20 protein-coding genes are annotated in these 24,665 nt (G+C 60.1%); 14 read left to right on the top strand and 6 right to left on the bottom strand.

Annotated features, from left to right (window positions below; genetic code table 11):
- Positions 1-15: 15 nt before the first annotated feature.
- Genes rsmA through OQ460_RS22215 form a run of 4 tightly spaced genes read right to left on the bottom strand, consistent with a single transcriptional unit; the run spans position 16 to position 5,897 of the window.
- A complete protein-coding gene (gene rsmA, locus OQ460_RS22230) occupies positions 16-828 on the bottom strand; it encodes a 16S rRNA (adenine(1518)-N(6)/adenine(1519)-N(6))-dimethyltransferase RsmA (protein WP_339531977.1) in 813 nt (270 codons plus the stop codon).
- Positions 825-1,814, bottom strand: coding sequence for a 4-hydroxythreonine-4-phosphate dehydrogenase PdxA (gene pdxA, locus OQ460_RS22225; RefSeq protein ID WP_410019430.1), 990 nt, complete (start codon positions 1,812-1,814; stop codon positions 825-827). The genes rsmA and pdxA overlap by 4 nt, the downstream gene beginning before the upstream one ends.
- Positions 1,811-3,151 (bottom strand): peptidylprolyl isomerase, encoded by a 1,341-nt coding sequence (locus tag OQ460_RS22220; protein WP_410019429.1) that lies wholly within the window; start codon positions 3,149-3,151, stop codon positions 1,811-1,813. The genes pdxA and OQ460_RS22220 overlap by 4 nt, the downstream gene beginning before the upstream one ends.
- A complete protein-coding gene (locus OQ460_RS22215; RefSeq protein WP_410019428.1) occupies positions 3,126-5,897 on the bottom strand; it encodes an LPS-assembly protein LptD in 2,772 nt (923 codons plus the stop codon). The genes OQ460_RS22220 and OQ460_RS22215 overlap by 26 nt, the downstream gene beginning before the upstream one ends.
- A 130-nt stretch (positions 5,898-6,027) precedes the next feature.
- Between OQ460_RS22215 and OQ460_RS22210 the strand changes: the two genes are divergently transcribed.
- From OQ460_RS22210 to OQ460_RS22200, 3 genes are read left to right on the top strand one after another with little or no spacing between them, the layout of a single operon-like run.
- Complete coding sequence (locus OQ460_RS22210; protein WP_410019427.1) at positions 6,028-7,053, top strand: aminoglycoside phosphotransferase family protein; 1,026 nt, start codon at positions 6,028-6,030, stop codon at positions 7,051-7,053.
- Positions 7,050-7,724: an N-acetylmuramate alpha-1-phosphate uridylyltransferase MurU gene (murU, locus tag OQ460_RS22205; RefSeq protein WP_410019426.1), complete on the top strand. Its 675-nt coding sequence runs from the start codon at positions 7,050-7,052 to the stop codon at positions 7,722-7,724. The genes OQ460_RS22210 and murU overlap by 4 nt, the downstream gene beginning before the upstream one ends.
- A gap of 1 nt (position 7,725) precedes the next feature.
- Entirely contained in the window at positions 7,726-8,493 is a 768-nt protein-coding gene (locus OQ460_RS22200; RefSeq protein ID WP_410019425.1) for a DnaJ domain-containing protein, read from the top strand.
- A 20-nt stretch (positions 8,494-8,513) separates the two neighbouring features.
- On the opposite strand, the gene OQ460_RS22195 is transcribed toward OQ460_RS22200, so the two are convergent.
- Complete coding sequence (locus OQ460_RS22195) at positions 8,514-9,485, bottom strand: alpha/beta hydrolase family protein (protein WP_410019424.1); 972 nt, start codon at positions 9,483-9,485, stop codon at positions 8,514-8,516.
- A 77-nt stretch (positions 9,486-9,562) separates the two neighbouring features.
- On the opposite strand from OQ460_RS22195, the gene OQ460_RS22190 reads away from it, so the two are divergent.
- The 10 genes from OQ460_RS22190 to trpE all read left to right on the top strand — a co-directional run bounded on the left by OQ460_RS22190 (position 9,563) and on the right by trpE (position 21,637).
- Positions 9,563-11,953, top strand: a complete 2,391-nt coding sequence (locus OQ460_RS22190; protein ID WP_410019423.1) for a PAS domain-containing sensor histidine kinase — start codon at positions 9,563-9,565, stop codon at positions 11,951-11,953.
- Positions 11,954-11,974: 21 nt separating this feature from the next.
- Positions 11,975-12,604 carry a response regulator gene (locus tag OQ460_RS22185; protein ID WP_410019422.1) on the top strand — a complete coding sequence of 210 codons (630 nt, stop codon included), beginning with the start codon at positions 11,975-11,977 and terminating at the stop codon, positions 12,602-12,604.
- Between the two features lie 225 nt (positions 12,605-12,829).
- A complete protein-coding gene (locus tag OQ460_RS22180; protein ID WP_410019421.1) occupies positions 12,830-13,942 on the top strand; it encodes an ABC transporter ATP-binding protein in 1,113 nt (370 codons plus the stop codon).
- 45 nt (positions 13,943-13,987) lie between these two features.
- On the top strand, positions 13,988-15,028 hold the full coding sequence (locus OQ460_RS22175) for an ABC transporter substrate-binding protein (RefSeq protein WP_410019420.1): 1,041 nt from the start codon (positions 13,988-13,990) through the stop codon (positions 15,026-15,028).
- A 165-nt stretch (positions 15,029-15,193) separates the two neighbouring features.
- Positions 15,194-16,441, top strand: a complete 1,248-nt coding sequence (locus tag OQ460_RS22170) for an ABC transporter permease (RefSeq protein ID WP_410019419.1) — start codon at positions 15,194-15,196, stop codon at positions 16,439-16,441.
- A gap of 12 nt (positions 16,442-16,453) precedes the next feature.
- Positions 16,454-17,278 carry an ABC transporter permease gene (locus OQ460_RS22165; protein WP_410019418.1) on the top strand — a complete coding sequence of 275 codons (825 nt, stop codon included), beginning with the start codon at positions 16,454-16,456 and terminating at the stop codon, positions 17,276-17,278.
- Between the two features lie 86 nt (positions 17,279-17,364).
- On the top strand, positions 17,365-18,513 hold the full coding sequence (locus tag OQ460_RS22160) for an iron-containing alcohol dehydrogenase (RefSeq protein ID WP_410019417.1): 1,149 nt from the start codon (positions 17,365-17,367) through the stop codon (positions 18,511-18,513).
- An 84-nt stretch (positions 18,514-18,597) separates the two neighbouring features.
- Positions 18,598-19,272: a ribulose-phosphate 3-epimerase gene (rpe, locus tag OQ460_RS22155; RefSeq protein ID WP_410019416.1), complete on the top strand. Its 675-nt coding sequence runs from the start codon at positions 18,598-18,600 to the stop codon at positions 19,270-19,272.
- Entirely contained in the window at positions 19,269-20,087 is an 819-nt protein-coding gene (locus OQ460_RS22150) for a phosphoglycolate phosphatase (protein ID WP_410019415.1), read from the top strand. The genes rpe and OQ460_RS22150 overlap by 4 nt, the downstream gene beginning before the upstream one ends.
- A 68-nt stretch (positions 20,088-20,155) precedes the next feature.
- Positions 20,156-21,637 carry an anthranilate synthase component I gene (trpE, locus tag OQ460_RS22145; protein WP_410019414.1) on the top strand — a complete coding sequence of 494 codons (1,482 nt, stop codon included), beginning with the start codon at positions 20,156-20,158 and terminating at the stop codon, positions 21,635-21,637.
- 63 nt (positions 21,638-21,700) lie between these two features.
- Here trpE and estP read toward each other — a convergent pair whose 3' ends face one another.
- Entirely contained in the window at positions 21,701-23,641 is a 1,941-nt protein-coding gene (gene estP, locus OQ460_RS22140; RefSeq protein WP_410019413.1) for an esterase EstP, read from the bottom strand.
- A gap of 423 nt (positions 23,642-24,064) precedes the next feature.
- On the opposite strand from estP, the gene OQ460_RS22135 reads away from it, so the two are divergent.
- Positions 24,065-24,658: an aminodeoxychorismate/anthranilate synthase component II gene (locus OQ460_RS22135; protein WP_410019412.1), complete on the top strand. Its 594-nt coding sequence runs from the start codon at positions 24,065-24,067 to the stop codon at positions 24,656-24,658.
- Positions 24,659-24,665: the final 7 nt, after the last annotated feature.

Genomic DNA, 24,665 nt, shown 5'->3' with positions numbered 1-24,665 from the left:
TTACTGCCCTACGCCTTATTCCGCTGCCGGCGCTGGCTGGATAGCGAGTTGATCGGCCAGGCGCACGAACGCTGCCAGATCCAGTTGCTCGGGGCGCAGGCTGCCATCGACGCCAGCCGCTTCGATCTCGGCATTGCTGAGCAAGGCTTTGAGGGTGTTGCGCAAGGTTTTGCGCCGCTGGTTGAAGGCTTCACGGACCACACGCTCAAGCAGCCGATGATCCTTGGCCGGGTGCGGCAGGACTGCGTGAGGTACCAGGCGCACGATGGCTGAGTCGACTTTGGGCGGCGGGTTGAATGCGCCCGGGCCGACGTTGAACAGATGCTCGACCCGGCAATGGTACTGAACCATGATCGACAGGCGACCCCAGTCGCCGCCGCCAGGACCGGCTGCCAGGCGTTCGACCACTTCCTTCTGCAACATGAAGTGCATGTCGCGGATGATTCCAGCGTTGTTCAACAGATGGAAGATCAGTGGCGTGGAAATGTTGTAAGGCAGGTTGCCAACCACCCGCAGGCTGTTTGGCGCAGCATTCAGGCTGGTGAAGTCGAACTTCAACGCGTCGCCCTGGTGCAGGTTGAAGTTAGGCTTGCCGGCGAACTGCTGGTTGAGAATCGGGATCAGGTCCTTGTCCAGCTCCACCACGTCCAGTTGGCCGCCGCTGTTGAGCAGGCCTTGGGTCAGTGCTCCCTGGCCAGGGCCGATTTCCAGCAGGCGATCTTCGGGTTTGGCATGGATGGAGCGCAGGATGCGATCGATAACGCCAGCGTCGTGCAGGAAGTTTTGCCCGAAACGCTTGCGCGCACGGTGTTGGTAATGCTCGGTCATATACGGGTCTCGGCCATCTGATAGGCGGTTTCCAGGGCCACGTGCAAGCTGCCGGTGTCGATTTGTCCGCTGCCAGCCAGATCCAGGGCAGTGCCATGGTCGACGGAGGTGCGGATGATCGGCAGACCGAGTGTCACGTTGACGGCGGCGCCGAAGCCTTTGTACTTCAGCACGGGCAGGCCCTGGTCATGGTACATCGCCAGCACTGCGTCGCAGTGCTCCAGATATTTGGGGGTAAACAGAGTGTCGGCGGGCAGTGGACCACGCAGGTCCATGCCTTCGTTGCGCAGGCGCTCTAGTGTTGGTTCGATAGTGTCAATTTCTTCGTGGCCCAGGTGCCCGCCTTCCCCGGCGTGGGGGTTGAGGCCGCACACCAGTATTCGCGGTTGGGCGATGCCGAATTTCTGTTGCAGGTCGGCGTGCAGGATGCGCGTTACACGCTCCAGGCGCTCAGAGGTGATCGCATCGGCGACGTCGCGCAGCGGCAGGTGTGTGGTCACCAAGGCAACCCGCAGCCCCCGTGTGGCGAGCATCATCACGACCTGAGCGGTGTGGGTCAGTTCGGCAAGGAACTCGGTGTGCCCGGAGAAGGTGATACCTGACTCGTTGATCACGCCTTTGTGTACTGGCGCGGTAATCATGCCGGCGAAGTCGCCGTCGATGCAGCCTTGCCCGGCACGGGTCAGGGTTTGCAGGACAAATGCAGCGTTGGCCGTGTCCAGTTGCCCGGCGATGACCTTCGCTTGAAGCGGGGTATCCCACACATAGAGACTGCCCGCCGGTGCTGGCAATTCGGGCCAGTTGCCGGGCGCCACGTCCAGCAGATCGACAGCCACTCCCAATTGTGCGGCCCGCTCAAGGAGCAGGTCGCGGCTGGTAATGGCAATCAGGGGATGAGGCTGGGGATGCGAGGCGAGCAGCAGGCACAGGTCTGGACCAATGCCGGCCGGCTCGCCGGGTGTCACCGCGAAACGCTGGGGTTTCACTGCTCTGCCTGATCGGTGCCTGTTTGCTCGGCGCCTGGCAGCTTGTTTTCCACGTAGGCTTCATCACGGATCTGACGCAGCCAGGTTTGCAGCTCTTCGTCGTACTTGCGGTTACGCAGCACGTTCATTGCCTGTTGCTCGCGGGCCTGGCTGGTGTTGTCGGTGGCGCGACGGCCAAGGACTTCCAGCACATGCCAGCCGTATTGAGTCTTGAACGGTTTGGACAGCGTGCCTTGGGCTGTATCGGCCATCACTTGCTGGAACTCGGGCACCAAGGCCCTTGGATCGATCCAGTTCAGGTCGCCGCCATTGAGGGCAGAGCCCGGGTCTTCCGAAAAGCTTTTGGCCAGGGTGGCGAAGTCCTCACCGCTTTCGATGCGGTCATAGATCTTCTGGGCCAATTCCTTGGTTTGCGCTTCGGTGCGGATTTCGCTTGGCTTGACCAGGATGTGCCGGACATGCACTTCGTCTTTCAGCGAAGTCTCGCCACCGCGACGTTCCAGCAGTTTGAGAATGATGAAGCCACCTGGCGTGCGAGCCGGCTGAGTAATGCCGCCGACTTCCATGGCGCTCAACTCACGGTCGAACGGTGGGGGCAGTTGAGCAGCTTTACGCCAGCCCATGTCGCCGCCTTCCAGGGCGTTGTCGCTGCCGGATTGGGCAATCGCCATTTGGGCGAAGTCAGCACCGCCTTTCAAACGCTCGTAGATCGCCTGGGTTTTGGCAGCCGCCGCGTTAAGTTGCTCGGCGTTGGCGCTGTCCGGTGTCGGGATCAGGATGTTGGCCAGGTGCAGTTCTTCGGAAAGCTGCATCTTACCCAGGTCCGAGGCCAGGAAGTTCTTCACTTCCTGTTCGGAAACCTGCACGCGTTCGGCCACACGGCGCTGACGGACACGGCTGATGATCATTTCGCGGCGGATCTGGTCGCGAGCGTCCTCGTAGGACAAGCCATCACGGGCCAGGGCGGCGCGGAACTGGTCAATGCTCATGTTGTTGCGTTGAGCAATGGTGCCGACAGCCTGGTTCAGCTCTTCGTCAGAGATGCGGATGCCGGAGCGTTCGCCAATCTGCAGCTGCAGGTTTTCGACGATCAGGCGTTCCAGGACCTGCTGATCCAGCACGCTGGTAGGCGGCACGCCACCGCCACGCTTGGCGATGGTTTGCTGGACTTCCTTGACGCGGTTGTCCAGTTGGCTCTGCATGATCACGTCGTTATCGACAATGGCCACTACCTTGTCCAGCGGTTGAACGGCAGCGTGTGCCGTTGCCGTACCGAGGAACAGCGCGCCCAGCATCAGCGGGCGCAGACAATCAGAAAGCTTGATCTTCACGTTCACGATAACCTTGGATGCCTTTGTCGAGGAAGCTCTCTACCTTGGCGCCAGTCAGGCCGCCAAGTCCTTTCAGGACAATTTGGAAGAAGAGCCCGTGGTCGCCTTTTTCGTTAAGCGGGGCGAGCTGGGTGTATTCGTCGTTGGAGACCCAATAACGGTTGATCACGCGCAGTTTCCAGCAGCAGTTGTCGTATTCGAAACCACCGAAGGCTTCCAGGGTACGGTTGCGTGCGTAGTCATACTGCCAGCGGGTGATCAGGTTCCACTGCGGGATGATCGGCCACATCATCGAGAAGTCGTGTTGCTGGATTTTGTAGTAATCCTTCACGTAGTTCGGCTGACCTTCCCGACCGTAGTCGCCGCCAAACTGCCATTGCCCCGTCAGTTGGTTGTAGATCACCTGGTCATTGCGATAGCGATAACCAACGTTGATAACCTTGTTCGGGTTGTCTTCCGGCTGGTAGTGGAACATTGCGCTGCCCGAACGTGGGCTGTGGCTGTCAGGGTCCCAGTTGTAGTCGGCAGTGGCGCGCCAGTCGCGGTTGAAGCGGAACTCGTAGTCCAGGGCGATTGGCGAGACATTCGCCTGCGCGTCGGCGCGGTTGGCGGCAACGACGCCTGGCAATTGGACTTCACGATCCTTGAAGTACAAGGCCTGGCCGATGGCCACGCGCTGACGCTCAAAGCCGTTTTCTTCAATCCAGCGGCTGGTCAGGCCGAACGACAGTTTGTTTTCGTCGCCGACGCGGTCGCCGCCCGAGAAGCGGTTGTCACGGAACAGCGAGGCGTAGCTGAAGGTTGTTTCGCTGGTGTCGAACACTGGGATGTCGGACTGGTCTTTCTCGGGAACGTAGAGATAGAACAGGCGCGGTTCCAGGGTTTGATTGTAGTTTTTGCCGAACCACTGGGTGGCGCGATCGAAGTAGAGCCCGCTGTCGATACTGGCAATCGGAACAGCGCGGTCCTGGGAGCTGTTGAACTCGGTGCCGGCGGTGAGGCTGTTCTTGCCCTTGCTGTCCAGGTCAAGATCGTACTTGGTGTAGACATACTTGAGCTTCGGCGTGATATAGCCGTAGCTCGCGTTCATCGGCAGCGAAATGCTCGGCGCCAGGCTCAGTCGGGTGCCGTTGGCACGATTCAACCCTCGAACGTTTTCATCCAGGCGAAGCGACGTCAGGCCGTTTTCATCCGTAAAGTTGCCCGTCTCAAGATCACGATCAAAGCGCACGGCTTCGGTCTGGTAATCGAAGTTCAAGCCACCTGGGTGGTACGGCAGCGAACCGTTGAAGGTGATCTGCGGCAAGCGGTTGTACGGGGTGATCTGGGAAATCGTCGCCAGCTTGTAGGCCTGGGCATTCAGGCGGGCGGTGTAGTTGTCACCGCGATAGCTGATTGCACCCTGCTGGTTCAGGAAGTCCCGGCTTTCAACGCCGATCTGATCGGTTTTCAGGTCCTGGAAGTAGTACGGATCGCTGATGTCGGTGTAGTCGACTTCAGTCAGTACCCGCGAATTCAGGCCGCCCTTGTGCTGCCAGTTAAGCATCCAACGGGTTTTTTCGTAGTCGGTCTGCTTGCTGCGCTCGTCGTTGTCGTCGTTCAGGTAGGCGCCGCCGAACTGGCCTTCGCTGGACTTGGTGAGGTAGCGGAATTCGCCTTCCATCAACAGCCCGCGCTTGGTCATGTACTGCGGATACAACGTGGCGTCATAGTTGGGCGCCAGGTTGAAGTAGTACGGCGTAACCAATGTAAAGCCGGTTTCGCTGCCAGTGCTGAAGCTTGGCGGCAGGAAGCCTGACTGACGACGGTCGTCGATCGGGAAGTAGATATACGGGGTGTACAGGATCGGAATGTTCTTGACCCGCAACGTCGCGTTGGTGGCGGTACCGAAACCGGTCGCCGGGTTCAACGTGATGTTGTTGCCGCGCAGTTGCCAGGCATTGCTGTCCGGCTCACAGGTGGTGTACGTACCGTCCTTGAGGCGGATGATCGCGTTTTCGGCACGCTTGGCGTACAGCGCGTTACCGCGGATGCGCTTTTTGTGCATGACGTATTCGGCGTTGTCGATCTGGGCCGCACCGGTGTCCAACTGGACTTCGGCACGGTCGCCGACGATCAGCGCGCCGTTGTCGCGCAGGCGGACCTTGCCGCTCAGCTCGCCACGGTTCTCGGCCTGATACAGATTGGCCTCGTCGGCCTCGATCTGCATGCTGCCCTGGCGCATGACCACGTCACCGGCCAGGGATGCGATCTGTTGCTCCTGCTCGTAACGAGAGGCTTTTGCGCCGATGAAGGTCGGTGCATCGCTCTTGTCGGTCTTGTCGTGCATGCCGGGACGCATTGGCTCGATGTACGCACCGGCGCAATAAGGGCCGGTTTCAGCCAGTTGCGCGGCGGTGAGCTTCTCGCGAGGGACCCAGTCCAGGTGGCTGTAGTCGGCGCTGCGTGAACGCAGGCCGCGGCCCTTGGATTCGGTGACCAGCTTGGTCTTGGGCTCGGCCTCGGCGCCAGCGGCCTCGCCTTGCGGCGTGCCGTTGGCGGAGCTGACGGCGCTGCCGTCATGCACCGGGCGCGGTGGCAGTGGGGCTGCGCTGGTTTTCGGCGCACAATCCCAGGCACCCGAAGCAGAGACGGAGCAGTCATACTGCTCCGCGGCGACCACGAATGAGGTGGCGAAGGGTTGCATGGCCAGCAGACTGCCGGTTACCAGCAACGGAAATTTTCTACGAAACGCGGGGGATTTCAATGCCATCTTATTAGTCCGGGCTTCCTGCGTGCCATCTGCCCGCGGTGTGGGCCGCACGCCTCTCGATGGTCTGAAAAAGATGCGTGATAATAAAGCATGACCCGCTTGACGGCTAGCGCCGTCGGAGACCCTTGTAATGCCCGACCAAGATCTACGTTTGCAATACCTGAAAGTCTGGCTTGATGAGCAGTTACCTATCCTTTTCAATGCGCAAGACTGGGGCTCCGTACCCCCGGCCACATTGACCGCGGCCAGCAGTGACGCGAGTTTCAGGCGCTATTTTCGCTGGGAAGGCGGTGGCCGCAGTTTCGTCGTGATGGACGCTCCACCCCCCCAGGAAAACTGCAAACCTTTCGTCGATATTGCGCAAATGCTGGCGAAATCAGGAATAAATGTTCCACAAATTTATGCCGAAGATTTGCCGCGAGGCTTTCTTTTGCTCAATGACCTGGGCAGAAAAACCTATCTGGACGTGATTGACGACAAAAATGCCGATCAATTGTTTGCCGATGCCATCGACGCTTTGCTGGCATTCCAGCAGTTGCCCATGGACGCTCCGCTGCCCAGTTACGACGAGGCCTTGCTGCGCCGGGAATTGGAGCTGTTCCCCGAGTGGTATGTGCGTCGGCACCTGGGCATTGAGTTCGACGAGCAGCAGGCGCAGCAATGGCAGCGTGCCAGTACCTTGCTGATAAACAGCGCCCTGGCCCAGCCCAAGGTTCTGGTACACCGCGATTACATGCCGCGCAACCTGATGATCAGCGAGCCGAACCCCGGTGTGCTGGATTTCCAGGATGCGGTCTACGGCCCGGTCACCTACGACATCACCTGCCTGTTCAAGGATGCATTCCTCAGTTGGCCCCAGGCTCGCGTGCGGGAGTGGCAGCGTGGTTATTGGGAGCGTGCTGGCCAATTGGGTATTGCGGTGCAGGCAGATTTTGAAGATTTCCTGCGGGCCAGCGACCTGATGGGCGTTCAGCGTCACCTCAAGGTGATCGGTATCTTTGCGCGCATTTGCCATCGTGATGGCAAGCCGCGCTACCTGGCGGATGTGCCGCGTTTCTTCGCCTATATAGAGACAGTGCTCGCGGATCGTGCGGAACTGGCCGATTTGGCTGAGTTGCTGGCGAGCCTGCGCCAGCCAGCAGAGGTTGTTGTATGAAGGCGATGATTCTGGCAGCGGGCAAGGGCGAGCGGATGCGCCCGCTGACCCTGCATACCCCCAAGCCGCTGGTTCAGGCCGGCGGCAAGCGCTTGATCGAATATCACCTGGAGGCGCTGGCCAAGGCCGGCTTCACCGATATCGTCATCAACCATGCCTGGCTTGGCCAGCAGATTGAAAGTTACCTGGGGGACGGTGCGCAGTTCGGCTTGCGGATCCGCTACTCCGCCGAGGGTGAGCCGCTGGAAACCGGTGGCGGGATCTTCAAGGCGTTGCCGCTGCTGGGGGACGCGCCGTTTCTGCTGGTCAATGGCGACATCTGGACCGATTACGACTTCGCCCGCTTGAAACAGCCGCTGCAAGGCCTTGCGCACTTGGTGATGGTCGATAACCCGGCTCACCACCCGTCGGGGGGCGATTTCTACATTGAGGATGGGATTGTTCATGATGCCGCCGTCGGTGCCGATAACCTGACCTTTAGTGGCATTTCAGTATTGCATCCCAAGCTGTTCGAAGGGTGCAGTGCCGGTGCCTTCAAGCTCGCGCCATTGTTGCGTGCGGCGATGAGCAAAGGGCAAGTGACGGGAGAGCGCATGGACGGACGCTGGATTGATGTCGGTACGCTGGAGCGGTTGGCGCAAGTCGAAGTCCTGCTGACTGCGGAGCAGTAAGATGCTGTGGCCAGGGACTCTGATTGGCGCCGGGGCGGGTTTTGCCATCGCCAGTATTCCAGGGGCCATGCTCGGCGCGTTGCTGGGCCAGGCATTGGATCGGCGTTTGCAACTGCACAGTTGGGCACAACTGCGTGAGCGCCTGGGCGGTCGTGCGGCATTGCGCAACGATGAATTATTGTTCGTGTTGCTGGGTCGCCTGGCCAAGAGCAACGGTCGGGTAGTGGACGGGCATATCCAGCAGGCGCGGGTGGAAATGCGCTCGCTGGACATGGCCGAACCGGCCCAGCGGCGGGCAATTGCGGCGTTTAATCGCGGCAAGTCGGGATCCGACCGGGTGCACCCTTACCTGCGGCTGCTCAAGGCCCAGCCTCATGCGGCAGAAGGCGTGTTGCGCGCTTGCTGGCGTATGGTCTGGGCCGATGGCAAGGCCAGCACCGCCGAACGTGAATTGATCGTACTGTGGGGAAAGTGGCTGGGGTGGACGCCACAACAAGTCCAGGCACTGGCCCGCGATTACGAGCCTGAACGCAAGCCGCTGGCCAATCCTGGCGGGGCCTACCAGCAAGCGCTGCAGACTCTCGGGGTGACAGCCACCACGGAGCCTGCCGCGATCAAGCGTGCCTATCGGCGATTGCTCAGCCGCCATCATCCGGACAAGGTTGCGGGCAATGGCGCGAGCCCTGCGCAAGTGCGCGAGGCGACGGAAAAAACCCGCGAGCTGCATAGTGCGTATGCAGTGATTCGGGAGCGGCGGGATCTGCGCTAGGATTTTGCCGGCGCGAGCGCCTACATAGGTTGCGGGCTCAACCAGCCGCGGATTCGTCGAGAGAGCTGTTCCTGGCCGGCGGGACTGTTGCCTGGCAAGGCATGCAACGACACCTGATGGTAGTTGTCATTTTTCAAGCGCTTGCTGGCTTGGGAGCGCTCCCGCGCATTCTTGCTTGCCGAGGCGCCATCCTGGTAGAAAAAATCAGCAGTCGCCAATTTCAGGGCCGGCGCCAACTGTTGCAGGGGCGGAGTGCGTCCCGTAGGTGTCTGGGGCGCAACCATGATGAACTTCTGCACTTGAGTAGGTTGTTTTTCGCTCAGGTAGCGAGCCGCCCACCAGGCACCTGTGCCATGCCCAAGCAGCACCACGCTGCGGGCATTCTGGGTCTGTGCATAGGCGACGGCAGCATCGATGCGCGCGAAAATCCGTGTGGCGTCGGTTTTGTCATGCTCATCGGCGCCGGCCACTACCGCCGGATCGGTGCCATCGGCTTCGGCGCTGGCCGCTTGCTCGATGGGTTTGGGCGCTGCGTCGGTGGCATCTTGGGAGCTGCTATCCACGGCAGCATCGGGCGCTTCGATGGTTCGCGCAGGGAGCGTGTCCAGGCCCAGGTCCGGCAGTGTCAGGCTGAGGCTGCTCCAGGCCGCGTCCGGTAGCTTTTGCCGCAAAGGCCCGATTGCCTGCGGCCAGTCAGCTGTTTCCCCGGCACCCGGGACGATAATCACCACACCCGCTGCTTCGGCGCTGTTGGCTGGTTTCCACAGTGCCAGGAAAGAATCATCGCCAGCCTGCAGCTGTTGCTGTTCCTGTTGCGGAACTTGCCGCTCCAGGGCACGGGCTTCTTCCTGGCTGCGCTCGGGCAGAGCCTGGCGCTCGGCAGTTTTTTGCGTGGTGAGCGGTGCAGTGTCTGCGGCATGGGCATAAAAGGTGCTGGTAAACATGAGCGACAGGCACAATGCTGGCAGTGTCGAACGGTGAGGAAAGAGCATCGTGGATTTCCGGCCAGAAGTGATTCCGGCAGCCTAATGGGTTGGTCAGTATTTGTCAGTGAAGTGAGATGTGAATCATGATTTTTCGCTGCCTGCTGGTTATCGGCTGTCTGTGCTTGTCCTTGATGGCGCGCGGCGCGCCCGGGTCTGTCATGCCCCACGCGGTGCTCAATGCACAACAGCGCGAGTGGCTGGCCGAACACCCGCAATTGCGGGTCGGGGTGATATTGCAGGCCCCTTATGCGCAGTACGACAGGCGTTCACAGCATTTATCCGGGGCCAGCGTGGAGCTGATGCAGTCGTTGGCCAAAGTGCTGAACATTCAGTTGATCTGGCGTCATTTTTCCAGCCTGGAGCAGTTGGATGCCGCCGTACGCAATCATGAGATCGACCTGGCCCCCGGGCTGCTGCAGACCCCGGCCGGTTTGCGCCTTTGGTCGTTTTCCGACCCGTATATGCGTATTCCCCAGCACATTGTAGGCGCGCGTGAAGGCGGTGGCGCGGTCGACCTGGAAAACCTCGACGAGCGATCCCGGGTCGCCGTGCGCATGCCCAGCGCCGTGGCCGATTACTTGCGCAGCAATTACCCCGGCCTCAACGTGCAAGGTGTGCCACTGGAGCGTCAGGCGCTACAGCTGGTGTTGAGCCAGCAAGCTCGTTATGCGGTGATTGACCAGGCGCAGTTGAGCCGTTTGTTTGCCGAGCCTGAGTTCGCCGGGTTGGCAGTGGTCGGCGATATCGGCTTCCCGCAACTGCTGCGGGTAGCCACGCGCCGCGACTGGCCGCAATTGGCCGCCATCATGGAAAGCGCCCTGCAGGCGATCCCGGCCCGTGAACTGGATCAATTGCATGTCCGCTGGCTGCAACCCAAGTACCCGCGCCTGGCGGACTCTGCGGGGTTCTGGCAAAACCTGAGCTTGTTACTGGGTGTTTTGTTGCTGGCCTGCGCGGCGATTGTAGTGTGGCTGCGTCGTCATCAAAGGGCTCTGGAGCAGGAGCTGTTGGCCACACGCGAAGAAAGCGCTGCCCGAGCTGCCGGCGCCGAGGCGTTGCGCCTGACGCAGTTTTCGATTGATCAAAGCACTGTCGGAATCCTTTGGGTCAATTGGGACAGCCATGTGCGTTACGCCAACGTTGCTGCCGAGGCCATGCTCGGCTATGCCCCCGGCGCACTGATCGAGCGGCCGCTGATCGAATTCGAGCCCAACTTGAGCATGGACCGCTGGCTCAACCTGTGGAAGCGTGCCCGCGCCAGTGAAGACGGGCCTCAGAGTTTTGCCACGCAATGCCTGCGGGCTGATGGCAGTCTGCTACCCACGGATGTCTCCCTGAGTTTCCTACGCTTTGCCGGGGGAGAATACCTGGTGGTTTATCTCAATGACGTCACTGAGCGGCGCCGGGCATTGGCGGCACTGCAGGAAAGTGAAGCGCGCCTGCAAGGGATCGCGGCCAATGTGCCAGGTCTGGTGTTCCGCCTGGAGCGAGCGCCCGCCAGTGACGATATCGAGTTCGCCTATATCAGCGAAGGCAGTGAGCGTCTGGTGGGCTATGCCCCTGCGGTGCTCAAGCATCATGACGTGGGGATCCGCAGCCTTGTGCATCCTGATGACCGAGCCAGTTATCACCGCACCCAGGACCAGGCCATCGACACTGAAAGCAACTGGTCGTGGCAAGGACGCATCCTGACGCGTCACGGTGAACAGCGCTGGGCTGATATCAAGGCCGTCACCCGCCGTCAGGAAGATGGCTCGGTGGTGTGGGACGGAATTGTCTGGGACGTCAGCGAAAGTAAGCGTATCGAATTGGAACTGGACGCCTCGCGTGCGCAATTGCGCGAGCTGTCAGCTCACCTGGAGACCGTACGCGAGGAAGAGAAGGCGCGGATCGCCCGTGAAGTACACGACGAATTGGGGCAGATGCTCACCGTGCTCAAGCTGGAAACCTCGATGTGTGAGCTGGCGTATGCACAGCTTGACCCTGGCCTGCACGAGCGTTTGAACAGCATGAAGCGCCTGATCGCCCAACTGTTCCAATTGGTCCGCGATGTTGCCACCGCGTTGCGCCCGCCGATTCTCGATGCCGGGATCGCCTCGGCCATCGAGTGGCAGGCGCGACGCTTTGAGGCGCGCACACAGATTCCTTGTCTGGTACGGGTGCCGGATAACCTGCCAATGCTCAGCGATGGCAAGGCCATCGGCCTGTTTCGTATCCTGCAAGAGGCGCTGACCAATGTCATGCGTCATGCCCAGGCGCATACTGTCGAGCTGACCCTAATTGTGGAAGGTTCTGACTTGCGGTTGAGCATCAGCGACGACGGTGTCGGTTTTGTCCCCGCGCCAGGTCGTCCAGTGTCGTTTGGCCTGGTGGGCATGCGCGAGCGCGTGCTGATCATGGGCGGGCAATTGTTCCTGGACAGCGAACCGGGTGAGGGCACCACCCTGAGTGTGACGGTGCCGTTGGATGCATAACTACAAAAAGAGGAAAACCCCGTGATCCGCGTACTGGTAGCCGAAGACCACACCATTGTCCGTGAAGGCATCAAGCAATTGATCGGACTGGCCAAGGACCTGTTGGTGGTGGGCGAGGCGGGCAACGGCGAGCAACTGTTGGATGCCTTGCGCCACACCGCCTGCGAGGTGGTGTTGCTGGACATATCGATGCCGGGTGTCAACGGGCTGGAAGCCATTGCGCGGATTCGAGCGCTGAACAATCCGCCGGCGATCCTGGTGCTGTCCATGCACGACGAGGCACAAATGGCCGCCCGGGCGTTGAAGGTCGGTGCCGCTGGCTATGCCACCAAGGACAGCGACCCCGCGCTCTTGCTGACGGCTATCCGCAAGGTGGCGGCGGGCGGGCGCTATATCGACCCGGACCTGGCCGACCGCATGGTCTTTGAAGTCGGCCTCACCGACGCAAGGCCCCTGCATTCGCTATTGTCGGAGCGTGAGTTCTCGGTATTCGAACGCCTGGCCCAAGGCGCCAACGTCAATGAGATCGCCCAGCAACTGGCCCTGAGCAGCAAGACCATCAGCACCCACAAGGCGCGGTTGATGCAGAAACTCAATATCACGTCTCTGGCGGAACTGGTGAAGTACGCAATGGAGCACAAACTGCTGTAGGGCCGTATCTATTTGCGACATCACCCTAATACCGCCGGACCCATTCTTGCAGCTTGTTGCTTGAAACTTGCCACTGCACTGTCCCATGCCCGCCATCCGTGTAGGGCAATCCTTACCCCAAACCTTCCAGCACGCTGATGTGAATCTCTCCTGCACCCCGATTTCCGGGGGCTTGCCCCTGGACTACGCTGGCCTCACAGCAGTCCAAAACAAAAAGGTGCAGGTATGAACGAGGTGGATTCAAATGATGTGCTGGTCAGCTTTCGTGGTGTGCAAAAGAGCTACGACGGCGAGAACCTGATCGTCAAAGACCTCAACCTGGACATTCGCAAAGGCGAATTCCTGACCCTGCTGGGCCCTTCCGGTTCGGGCAAGACCACCAGCCTGATGATGCTCGCCGGCTTCGAAACGCCGACTGCCGGTGAGATCCAGTTGGCCGGACGCTCCATCAACAACGTGCCACCACACAAGCGCGACATCGGCATGGTGTTCCAGAACTATGCGCTGTTCCCCCATATGACTGTGGCCGAAAACCTGGCGTTTCCGCTGTCGGTGCGCGGCCTGAGCAAGACCGACGTCAGCGAGCGAGTCAAACGCGTACTGAGCATGGTCCAGCTCGACGCCTTTGCCCAACGCTACCCGGCGCAACTTTCGGGTGGGCAGCAACAACGGGTGGCCCTGGCCCGGGCATTGGTGTTCGAACCACAACTGGTGTTGATGGACGAGCCCCTGGGTGCCCTCGACAAACAGCTGCGCGAGCACATGCAGATGGAGATCAAGCACCTGCACCAGCGCCTTGGCGTGACGGTGGTCTATGTAACCCACGATCAGGGCGAAGCACTGACCATGTCCGACCGGGTCGCAGTGTTCCACCAGGGCGAAATCCAGCAGATTGCCCCGCCGCGCACTTTGTATGAAGAACCGAAAAACACCTTCGTCGCCAACTTCATCGGCGAGAACAACCGCCTTAACGGCCGTTTGCACAGCCACACCGGTGAGCGTTGCGTGGTCGAGTTGGCGCGAGGCGAGAAGGTCGAGGCGCTGGCGGTGAATGTCGGCCAGATCGGCGGTCCGGTCACCCTGTCGGTACGTCCGGAACGGGTCAGTCTCAATGGCTCCAGCGAGAGCTGCGTCAACCGCTTTTCCGGGCGGGTTGCGGAATTTATCTACTTGGGCGACCACGTGCGGGTGCGTCTGGAGGTCTGCGGCAAAGGCGACTTTTTTGTGAAACAACCGATCGCCGAGCTGGACCCGGCGTTGACGGTTGGTGATGTGGTACCGATTGGCTGGCAAGTCGAGCACATTCGCGCACTCGACCCACTTCTAGAGGCGAATTGATCGCCCCCTGGCTTCATCCAACCCTGCACGTGGAGAGAACAAGAAATGTTGAGAACCCTGAAATTGACTGCTTTGGCCATCGGCCTGGCGGGTGTTTCACAGGCTATGGCCGCTCAAGACCTGACGGTGGTGTCGTTCGGCGGCGCAAACAAGGCAGCCCAGGTCAAGGCCTTCTATACGCCGTGGGAAAGCGCAGGTAACGGCAAGATCATCGCAGGCGAATACAACGGCGAAATGGCCAAGGTCAAAGCCATGGTCGATACCAAGAGTGTGTCCTGGAGCTTGGTGGAGGTCGAATCCCCGGAACTGTCCCGCGGCTGTGACGAAGGCATGTTCGAAGAGTTGGACCCGGCGCTGTTTGGCAACACCGAAGATTATGTGAAGGGCGCAATCCAGCCCTGCGGTGTGGGCTTTTTCGTCTGGTCGACCGTTATGGCGTACAACGCCGACAAGCTGAAAACTGCGCCGACCAGTTGGGCGGATTTCTGGGACACCAAACAGTTCCCCGGCAAGCGCGGCTTGCGCAAAGGCGCCAAGTACACCCTGGAATTTGCCTTGATGGCGGACGGCGTCGCGCCCAAGGACGTTTACAAAGTCCTCGCCAGCAAAGAGGGCCAGGATCGTGCCTTCAAGAAACTCGATGAACTCAAACCGTCGATTCAATGGTGGGAAGCCGGCGCCCAGCCGCCGCAATACCTGGCATCGGGCGATGTGGTCATGAGCTCGGCTTATAACGGCCGGATCGCCGCCGTGCAGAAAGAGAGCAACCTGCAAGTTGTGTGGAACGGCGGCATCTATGACTTTGATGCCTGGGCTATTCCAAAAGGCCTGGACAAGGACCGTGCAGAAGCGGCGAAGAAGTTCATCGCTTTCTCGGTGGCGCCACAGCAGCAGAAGACCTATTCGGAAAACATCGCCTACGGCCCGGCCAACACCCAGGCCGTGCCGTTGCTGGCCAAGGAAGTCCTGAAAGATATGCCGACCGCCCCGCAAAACATCGCCAACCAGGTGCAGATCGACGTCAGCTTCTGGGCGGACAACGGCGAGCAACTGGAACAGCGTTTCAACTCTTGGGCGGCCAAGTAATACGCCTCACTGCATAACTCCTTGTGGGAGCGGGCTTGCTCGCGACAGCGGTGTATCAGTCATACATAAGTCAGCTGACACGTCGCCATCGCGAGCAAGCCCGCTTCCACAGGGGATCAGCTGTGTTTTGCAGATTGCATTCATGTTGTAGAACCGGAGTTTGCCATGGCCATCGCCGTTCCCTCGAACGAGGTCACCACACCCAACCTGAAGCAGCGCCTGGCGCGTGCCGAACGGCTTAATCGCTGGAAGGCCCAAGCGTTGATTGCACCTTTGGTGGTGTTTTTGCTGCTGGTGTTTCTGGTGCCGATCGTTGCGCTGCTTTACAAAAGTGTCGGCAACCCGGAAGTGGTGGCTGGCTTGCCGCGTACTGTGGTCGCGGTCACGGCCTGGGATGGTCGGGGCTTGCCTGGTGAACCGGTGTACCAGGCCATCAGCGAAGACCTGGGCGAGGCGCGGAAAAACCAGACTCTGGGCGATCTGTCCAAACGCTTGAACATGGAGTTGGCCGGCTATCGCAGCCTGCTGACCAAAACCGCACGGGCGCTGCCGTTTACCCAAGCTCCGGCCTCTTATAAAGACGCGCTGGAAAACCTTGATGAGCGCTGGGGCGACCCGGCGTATTGGCAGGCGATCCGTCGCAACACCAGTACCTTAACGCCTTACTACTTGCTGGCGGCGGTCGATCATCGTATCGACGACCTCGGTGAGGTGGCCCCCGCGACCCCGGACCAGGCGATCTACCTCGATATCTTTGTCCGCACGTTCTGGATGGGCCTGGTGATCACCGTCTGTTGCCTGTTGCTGGCGTATCCACTGGCCTACTTGCTGGCCAACTTGCCGGCCCGACAAAGCAACCTGCTGATGATCCTGGTCCTGCTGCCGTTCTGGACGTCAGTGCTGGTGCGTGTGGCCGCGTGGATTGTGCTGCTGCAATCCGGAGGACTGATCAACGGCGCACTGATGAGCCTGGGCATTATCGATAGGCCCCTGGAGCTGGTCTTCAACCGTATGGGGGTCTACATCTCCATGGTGCATATCTTGCTGCCGTTCATGATTTTGCCGATCTACAGCGTGATGAAGGGGATTTCACCGACCTACATGCGTGCGGCAATTTCCCTGGGCTGCCACCCGTTTGTCAGCTTCTGGCGGGTGTATTTCCCGCAGACCTATGCCGGCGTCGGCGCCGGTTGTCTGTTGGTGTTCATCCTGGCGATCGGGTACTACATCACCCCGGCATTGCTGGGCAGCCCGAACGATCAGATGGTCAGCTATTTCGTGGCGTTCTACACCAACACCAGCATTAACTGGGGCATGGCCACGGCACTGGGCGGCTTGCTGCTGCTGGCCACGGTCGTGCTGTATCTGATCTACAACTGGCTGGTGGGCGCCAGCCGCCTGCGCCTGAGCTGAGGAGTCCTTGAGATGCTGAGCCCCTACATGTCACCCGTTGAGCGGGTCTGGTTCTACAGCTTGCGGATACTCTGCGGCTTGATCCTGCTGTTCCTGATCCTTCCGGTGCTGGTGATCATTCCATTGTCGTTCAATTCCGGGAGCTTCCTGGTGTATCCGCTGCAGGGTTTTTCGCTGCAGTGGTATCAGGACTTCTTTGCTTCGGCGGAATGGATGCGCGCCCTGAAGAACAGCATCATCGTTGCGCCCGCCGCCACGGTGCTGGCGATGGTGTTTGGCACGCTGGCAGCGATTGGCTTGACCCGTGGCAACTTCCCCGGCAAGGCGCTGGTGATGGCGCTGGTGATTTCGCCGATGGTGGTGCCGGTGGTGATTATCGGGGTGGCGAGTTACCTGTTCTTTGCGCCGCTGGGGCTGGGTAACAGCTTCTTTTCTTTGATCGTGGTACATGCGGTGCTGGGCGTGCCGTTCGTGATCATCACGGTGTCTGCGACGTTGCAGGGCTTCAACCATAACCTGGTACGCGCCGCCGCCAGCCTGGGAGCCTCGCCGTTGACGGCCTTTCGCCGCGTGACATTGCCGTTGATCGCGCCCGGTGTCATCAGCGGGGCTTTGTTTGCTTTCGCCACTTCGTTCGATGAGGTGGTCGTCACGCTGTTCCTTGCCGGCCCTGAACAAGCGACCTTGCCTCGGCAGATGTTCAGCGGTATCCGCGAAAACCTCAGTCCGACCATTGCCGCGGCGGCGACCTTGCTGATTGCTTTCTCGGTAGTGCTGCTGCTGACCCTGGAGTGGCTGCGCGGGCGTAGCGAGAAGCTGCGTACGGCACCGGTCTGACCACCATTGAGATGCTGAATGGCAGACAACCCTGAATTCGAAGCTACTCTTGTGCCAGCCCCCCAAACTTAGAAGAGGTTGCGCACATGAGTACTTCCTCATTCAAGATCGCCCATAAACTGCTCACCGGCCCAGGTGCGATCGAGCAACTGGCTGATGAGCTGACGCGACTGGATGTCGATAACCCGTTGATTGTCACCGATGCGGCGTTGGTCCAATCGGGCACCGTGCAATTGGCGCTGGCGCAGTTGGGCGAGCGTACCTACGAGATTTTCGACCGGGTGCTCCCCGACCCGGAAATCTCGATTGTCGAAGATTGCATGCAGGTCTACCGCGAAGGCGGGCATGACGGCCTGATTGGCCTGGGTGGCGGTAGCGCCATTGATATTGCCAAGAGTGTGGCGGCCTACGCGGGTTATCACGGTGCCCTGGCGGACCTGTTCGGCGTCGATCAGGTGCCGCGCAAGGGACCGCCGTTGATCGCTATTCCCACCACGGCTGGTACCGGTTCGGAAGTCACCAATGTGGCGATTCTTTCGGACAAGGCCGCGCAGTTGAAAAAAGGCATTGTCAGCGACTACTTGCTGCCGGATGTCGCGCTGATCAGCCCGCAGATGACCCTGACCTGCCCACGCAGTGTGACCGCCGCCAGCGGCGTGGATGCCTTGGTGCACGCCATCGAGTCTTACCTGTCGCTTAACGCCTCGCCGATTACCGATGCCTTGGCCATTGGCGCGATCAAACTGATCGCCAAGGCATTGCCCAAGGCTTATGCCAACCCACTCAATTTGCCGGCACGTGACGACATGGCAACCGCCAGCCTGATGGCGGGCATGGCTTTCGGCAATGCCGGGGTGGGCGCAGTGCATGCCTTGGCCTACCCGCTGGGCGGGCGCTTCAATATCGCCCATGGCGTCAGCAATGCCTTGCTGCTGCCCTACGTGATGCAGTGGAACAAGCTGGCGTGTGTCGAGCGCATGCAGGAAATTGCCCAGGCCATGGGCGTGAATGTCAGCGGCTTGAGTGTCAATGATGCTGCCGACCAGGCCGTGGAGGCCATGGCGCGACTGTGTGCCGCAGTTGAAATTCCCGTGGGCATGCGCAGTTTTGGCGTCCCCGAAGAGGCCATCCCGGCCATGGCGTTAGAAGCCGCGGGCATCGAGCGCTTGATGCGCAACAATCCACGCCAGCTCAGTGCGGCGGATATCGAGAAAATCTATCGCGCTGCCTACTAGCCATTGAGTAGGGTCACGGTGTGCGCAGCAAAGCATGAGGTATACAATGCGCGCCATCGTGATTTAGCTCAGAAAAGGTGCGTCATGCAGCCCTTCGTTATTGCTCCATCGATCCTCTCTGCCGACTTCGCCCGCCTGGGTGAGGAAGTGGACAATGTATTGGCCGCCGGTGCCGACTTCGTTCACTTCGATGTCATGGATAACCACTATGTGCCGAACCTGACTATTGGCCCGATGGTGTGCGCGGCCCTGCGCAAATACGGGGTAACCGCGCCTATCGATGTGCACCTGATGGTCAGCCCTGTAGACCGCATCATTGGTGACTTTATCGAAGCCGGCGCGACCTACATTACCTTCCACCCGGAAGCCACGCTGCATATCGATCGTTCCCTTCAGTTGATCCGCGAGGGCGGTTGCAAGGCCGGCCTGGTGTTCAACCCGGCGACCCCGCTGGACACGCTCAAGTACGTGATGGACAAGGTCGACATGGTCTTGCTGATGAGCGTCAACCCAGGCTTTGGCGGGCAGAAGTTTATCCCTGGCACCCTCGACAAACTGCGCGAAGCCCGTGCCCTGATCGATGCTTGCGGCCGGGATATCCGCCTGGAGATCGACGGCGGGGTCAACGTCAATAACATTCGTGAGATCGCTGCCGCGGGTGCCGACACTTTTGTTGCAGGTTCGGCGATCTTCAATACGCCTGACTATCAGGAAGTGATCGGCAAAATGCGTGCAGAGCTGGCGCTGGCACGTCCATGAGTGGTTTTGAGCAGCTGTTCCCCGGCAAATTGCCTCGGTTGGTGATGTTCGATCTGGACGGCACCTTGATCGACTCGGTGCCGGACCTGGCGGCTGCAGTGGATGATATGTTGCTCAAGCTGGGGCGTGCACCTGCGGGTGTCGCATCGGTACGCAATTGGGTGGGCAACGGTGTGCAGATGCTGGTGCGCCGGGCCCTGGCCAACCATATCGATGCCGCAGGCGTCGATGAAGTCGAGGCTGAGCGCGCCCTGGAACTGTTCAACGCTGCCTATGAAAGTGGCCACGAATTGACCGTGGTTTACCCCGGCGTGCGCGACACGCTCAAATGGCTGCACAAACAGGGCGTGGAAATGGCCTTGATCACCAACAAGCCGGAACGTTTCGTCGCGCCGCTGTTGGATCAGATGAAGATCGGCCGTTACTTCCGCTGGATCATCGGCGGCGATACCCTGCCCCAGAAGAAACCCGATCCGGCTGCGTTGTTCTTCGTGATGAAAATGGCCAACATCCCGGCGTCCCAGTCGCTGTTTGTCGGCGACTCACGTAGTGACGTACTGGCGGCGAAAGCGGCAGGGGTCAAGTGCGTGGCCTTGAGTTATGGCTATAACCATGGCCGGCCGATTGCCGAGGAGTCGCCGGCGCTGGTTATTGATGACCTTCGGCTGCTAATCCCCGGTTGCTTGGGAACGGGCGCTGAGATAACGTTGCCTGACGCTGTTCCATCCCCTTCTGGAAACTCCATCGTGGTGGTCACTCGCAAACTCTGGATGAAAGTCATCAAGGCCCTGGCCCGCTGGCGTTGGCGCGCCTGACCGATCCTGGCCGCGCTGCGGCACGTTTGCATACCTGACCGTTAGACCCTCAAGCCACGAGGCACCCCATGATCCGCGAAGAATTCCTGCGTTTGGCCGCTGCCGGCTACAACCGTATTCCCCTGGCCTGCGAAACCCTGGCCGACTTCGATACACCGCTGTCGATCTACCTGAAACTGGCCGACGAGCCCAACTCCTATCTGTTGGAGTCGGTCCAGGGCGGCGAGAAGTGGGGGCGTTATTCGATCATCGGGCTACCGTGCCGCACGGTGCTGCGGGTGCATGACCATCACGTCAGCATCAGCCACGATGGCGTCGAAATCGAAAGTCATGATGTAGAAGATCCGCTGGCGTTCGTCGAAGCCTTCAAGGCTCGCTACAACGTGCCGACCATTGCCGGGCTGCCGCGTTTTAACGGCGGCCTCGTGGGTTATTTCGGTTACGACTGCGTGCGGTATGTGGAGCAACGCCTCGGTAAATGCCCGAACCCCGACCCGCTGGGCGTGCCGGACATTTTGTTGATGGTTTCCGACGCGGTGGTGGTGTTCGATAACCTTGCCGGCAAGATGCACGCGATTGTCCTGGCCGACCCTTCCCGGGCCGACGCTTTCGAGCAGGGCCAGGCCAGCCTCGAAGCGCTGCTGGATAAATTGCGCCAACCGATCACGCCGCGTCGCGGCCTGGACCTCAGTCGCCCGCCGGCGGCAGATCCGGTATTCCGCTCCAGCTTTACCCAGGATGACTACGAGCGCGCGGTCGATACCATCAAGGAATATATCCTGGCCGGTGACTGCATGCAGGTAGTGCCGTCGCAACGCATGTCCATAGACTTCAAGGCTGCACCGATTGATTTGTATCGAGCGCTGCGTTGCTTCAACCCGACCCCATACATGTACTTCTTTAACTTTGGTGACTTCCATGTAGTGGGCAGTTCGCCGGAAGTACTGGTGCGCGTTGAAGATAACCTGATCACCGTGCGCCCGATTGCCGGTACGCGCCCACGGGGGGCGACCGAAGAGGCGGACCTGGCGCTGGAAGAAGACTTGCTGTCGGACGACAAGGAGATTGCCGAGCACCTGATGTTGATCGACCTGGGACGCAACGATACCGGGCGCGTCTCGGAAATCGGCTCGGTGAAGCTCACCGAGAAAATGGTGATCGAGCGGTACTCCAACGTGATGCATATAGTGTCCAACGTCACCGGCGAGCTGAAGGCTGGCCTGACGGCGATGGATGCGTTACGGGCGATTCTGCCTGCGGGGACTTTGTCGGGCGCACCGAAGATTCGCGCGATGGAAATCATTGATGAGTTGGAGCCGGTCAAGCGGGGTGTCTACGGCGGCGCTGTGGGTTATTTCGCCTGGAACGGCAACATGGACACCGCCATTGCGATCCGCACGGCGGTGATCAAGGACGGTGAACTGCACGTGCAGGCCGGTGGCGGGATTGTTGCCGACTCGGTGCCGGCCCTTGAGTGGGAAGAAACCCTGAACAAGCGTCGGGCGATGTTCCGGGCGGTTGCACTGGCCGAGCAGACGCCGCAGGACTGAAACTAAATGCAGGTCAAAATGTGGGAGCGAGCAAGCCCGTTCCCACATTGGCCAGTGGTTGGGCTAGAAGTCCAGGCTCACGCCGACATTGATCCCTTGCTGGGTCAGGTTGTCATCCTTTCTGACGTTATAGGCAGCGTTCAGCGCCAGTTCCTTCGTCAATTTGTGGCTGAGCCCCAGGCTCAGCCGATCCGAGTTGCTGCGCGGCGTATACCCATCCAGTTTGAAATCGATCCCCGGCACACTGTTGAGCGCAATGTTCACCCGCTGGGTATCGTTTTCGAACTCATGCTCGTGGGCCACTTCGGCAAATACCTGGGTTTGTGGTGTGAGGCGGTAACTGCCCTGAAGACCCAGGCCAAGTCGTTTGGAGTCGCGCTGTTGGTCATCGAACGTCAGGGCTGTGGAGCGGCTGTCTTTTTCTGAGTAACCCTCGACTTCGACCCGCGAGTAATCGGCACTGAGGAACGGTGACAGGTGCCATTCGCTGCCCGGTTGGGCAATGTCATACCCGACCCGGCCGCTCAAGGACCACAGCCAGCCGTCGGTATCGCCTTTTTCCGCACCTTCGCTGACGCCCAGGGCAAACTTGCGCTTGAGGCTGTCGAAGTCCAGCTTGCCAGCGCTCAACGCTGCGTCTGCCCACCAGTGGTTTTGCTGATACTGGGCAAATGCGGTGCCGATGTAGCTGTTGAGCTTGTAGTCCGAGTCGCTGGCGCCGGCTTCAAGGACCTGACGGTAGAAGCCCGCCGCTACGCCCACGCGCCAGGCTTCGTTGAGTCGGTAGCTACCGCCAATGTTCAGGTTATAGCCGCTACCGTCGCCCTTGGCGCCACTGCTTTGTTGATCAAAATCCAGGTGCTGGCCACCGCCGGCGACAATGGCGCGCCATTGGCCCTCGGCTTGCCAGTTGCCCGTATCCGCTTGCCATTGATTGCGCAGTTCGTCCTGATGGGCGCGCAAAGTGCCTTGAGCCATTTCCGGCAACAGGCTCACTTCCCAGGGGGCGGCCAACAAGGAATAGGCATAGTCGGCAATCAGGCGTTGCCCGGCTTCGGTGGGGTGGACCGAGTCGTTGTAGATCAGCTTGGTCGGGTCTGGATCAGTACCGCCGATGCCATAGATGGGGTTGGCTGTGCAGCCGTTGCCGCTGAAGCAGGTGCCGGTAAGATTCTGCCCGGTGGCCAGACCAAAGCGGCCTGGGTCGGCGAAGGTTTCATTGAGCAACAGCGGGATATTCAGCGGGATAACCTGGGCGTCGACTTGCGATAAACGTTGCACCAGCGCCTGATTGAACAGGTCGCTCAAGGCACTGCTCGCCGCTTGCGCTGGAGTGCCGTTGATGGCCGGGGTCAGCCCCAGGTCGGGCAGCATCCAGACCATGATGTAGCGTGCGCCGGCCTGTTGCAGGGCCTGGGCGCTATCGGCCAGGCGTGCGCCGGCGGCGACGGCTTGCGTCGGGCTTTGGACCAGGCCTTGCAAGAAGTCGTTGCCGCCACCGGAAAGAAAATACAGCGCATTGGAGTCTGCTCGCCCGCCGTTGGCGGGCAGGTAACCCTCCCGGCTGCGCAGCACGGTGCCGGCGCCAGGGTTGCCGGGTGGAATGGCCGTGTTGGATACCGAGGTGATGGAATCAAGAATGTTATCGGTACGGTAGCCGCCCACCGCCCAGTTGTTACCGTCCGGTAGACCTTGGGCTGCACGCGTCACAGAGGTGGAAGCGTTCAGGTCATTGGGCGTAACCCCAAGCTTGGCGCCCAGTAATGTAGAGGACACTAGGGCGAAGTTCTCTGTCCCGTTGTTCAGGTAGGTGGGCCCGGTGCGGTTGGTAAAGCGCAGCGAGGCACCCGCGACGCCGCCAGCGTCAGGGAACTGGCCGGCGTCGGCCAGGCTGTCGCCGAAAACCACCATGGTCGAATAGGGCGAGGGTGCCGCAATCGCCTGGCTACAGGCCAATGAGAGAAGGCAACCGGCAAGCGGTACAAAGAGCGCTGGTCTGAGCATGAAGTCGTCCATCTAATTGTTTTTGGTATAGGCAGCAAAAACCTTAGCAAAGTATTCCTGCTTTTCTTCCACGGAAAATCGCTTTCGACGGCAAATAACCGGCGGGACGTTTCTCCCGTATTTGCTGCTCCATATTGCACCGCTGCCGAGGCTACGTTACTGTGCCTGAACGTATGAACGAGACCCTTCCCGTGTTGATCATCAGCAAACTCTTGATGCGAGTAGTCAAGGCACACGCCCGTTGGCGTTGGCGCGCCTAACTTTTCTTTGCCGGCCCGGCCGGACCTGTACCGATTTGCCTTCTTCACCTTTGTTTGATGCCCCTTGCCGGCTTACCCCGGCAACCGGAAAGTGCGTCTGGCAGCGGGTAGTTCCTGGAAGGCCATCATTAGAAGTCAGTGAATTCAAGAGGTTTGAACCCGCATGTTGCTGATGATTGATAACTACGACTCTTTTACCTACAACGTTGTGCAATACCTGGGCGAGCTCGGTGCCGAGGTCAAGGTGGTGCGCAACGATGAAATGACGGTGGCCCAGATCGCCGCGCTGAACCCGGAGCGGATTGTGGTTTCCCCAGGCCCCTGTACGCCGACCGAAGCCGGGATTTCCCTGGAAGCTATCAAGTTCTTTGCCGGCAAGCTGCCGATTCTCGGTGTTTGCCTGGGCCATCAATCCATCGGCCAGGCGTTTGGCGGTGACGTGGTTCGTGCTCGTCAGGTGATGCATGGCAAGACCAGCCCGGTGTTCCATCATGATCTAGGTGTGTTTCAGGGCCTGAACCGGCCGGTGACGGTGACCCGCTACCATTCGCTGGTGGTCAAGCGCGAAACCCTGCCCGAATGCCTCGAGCTGACGGCCTGGACCCAATTGGAAGACGGCTCGGTCGACGAGATCATGGGCCTGCGGCACAAAACACTGAATGTCGAAGGGGTGCAGTTTCACCCTGAATCGATCCTGACCGAGCAGGGCTACGAGCTGTTCGCTAATTTTCTCAAACAGAGCGGCGGCACGCGCTAAGGACTTT

Origin of the sequence: Pseudomonas imrae (genome assembly GCF_046352735.2) — a bacterium.
Classification (GTDB): Bacteria; Pseudomonadota; Gammaproteobacteria; order Pseudomonadales; family Pseudomonadaceae; genus Aquipseudomonas; species Aquipseudomonas imrae.
Note: the sequence above shows the minus strand (reverse complement) of the source record. Positions and strands in the feature narration are given on the sequence as shown.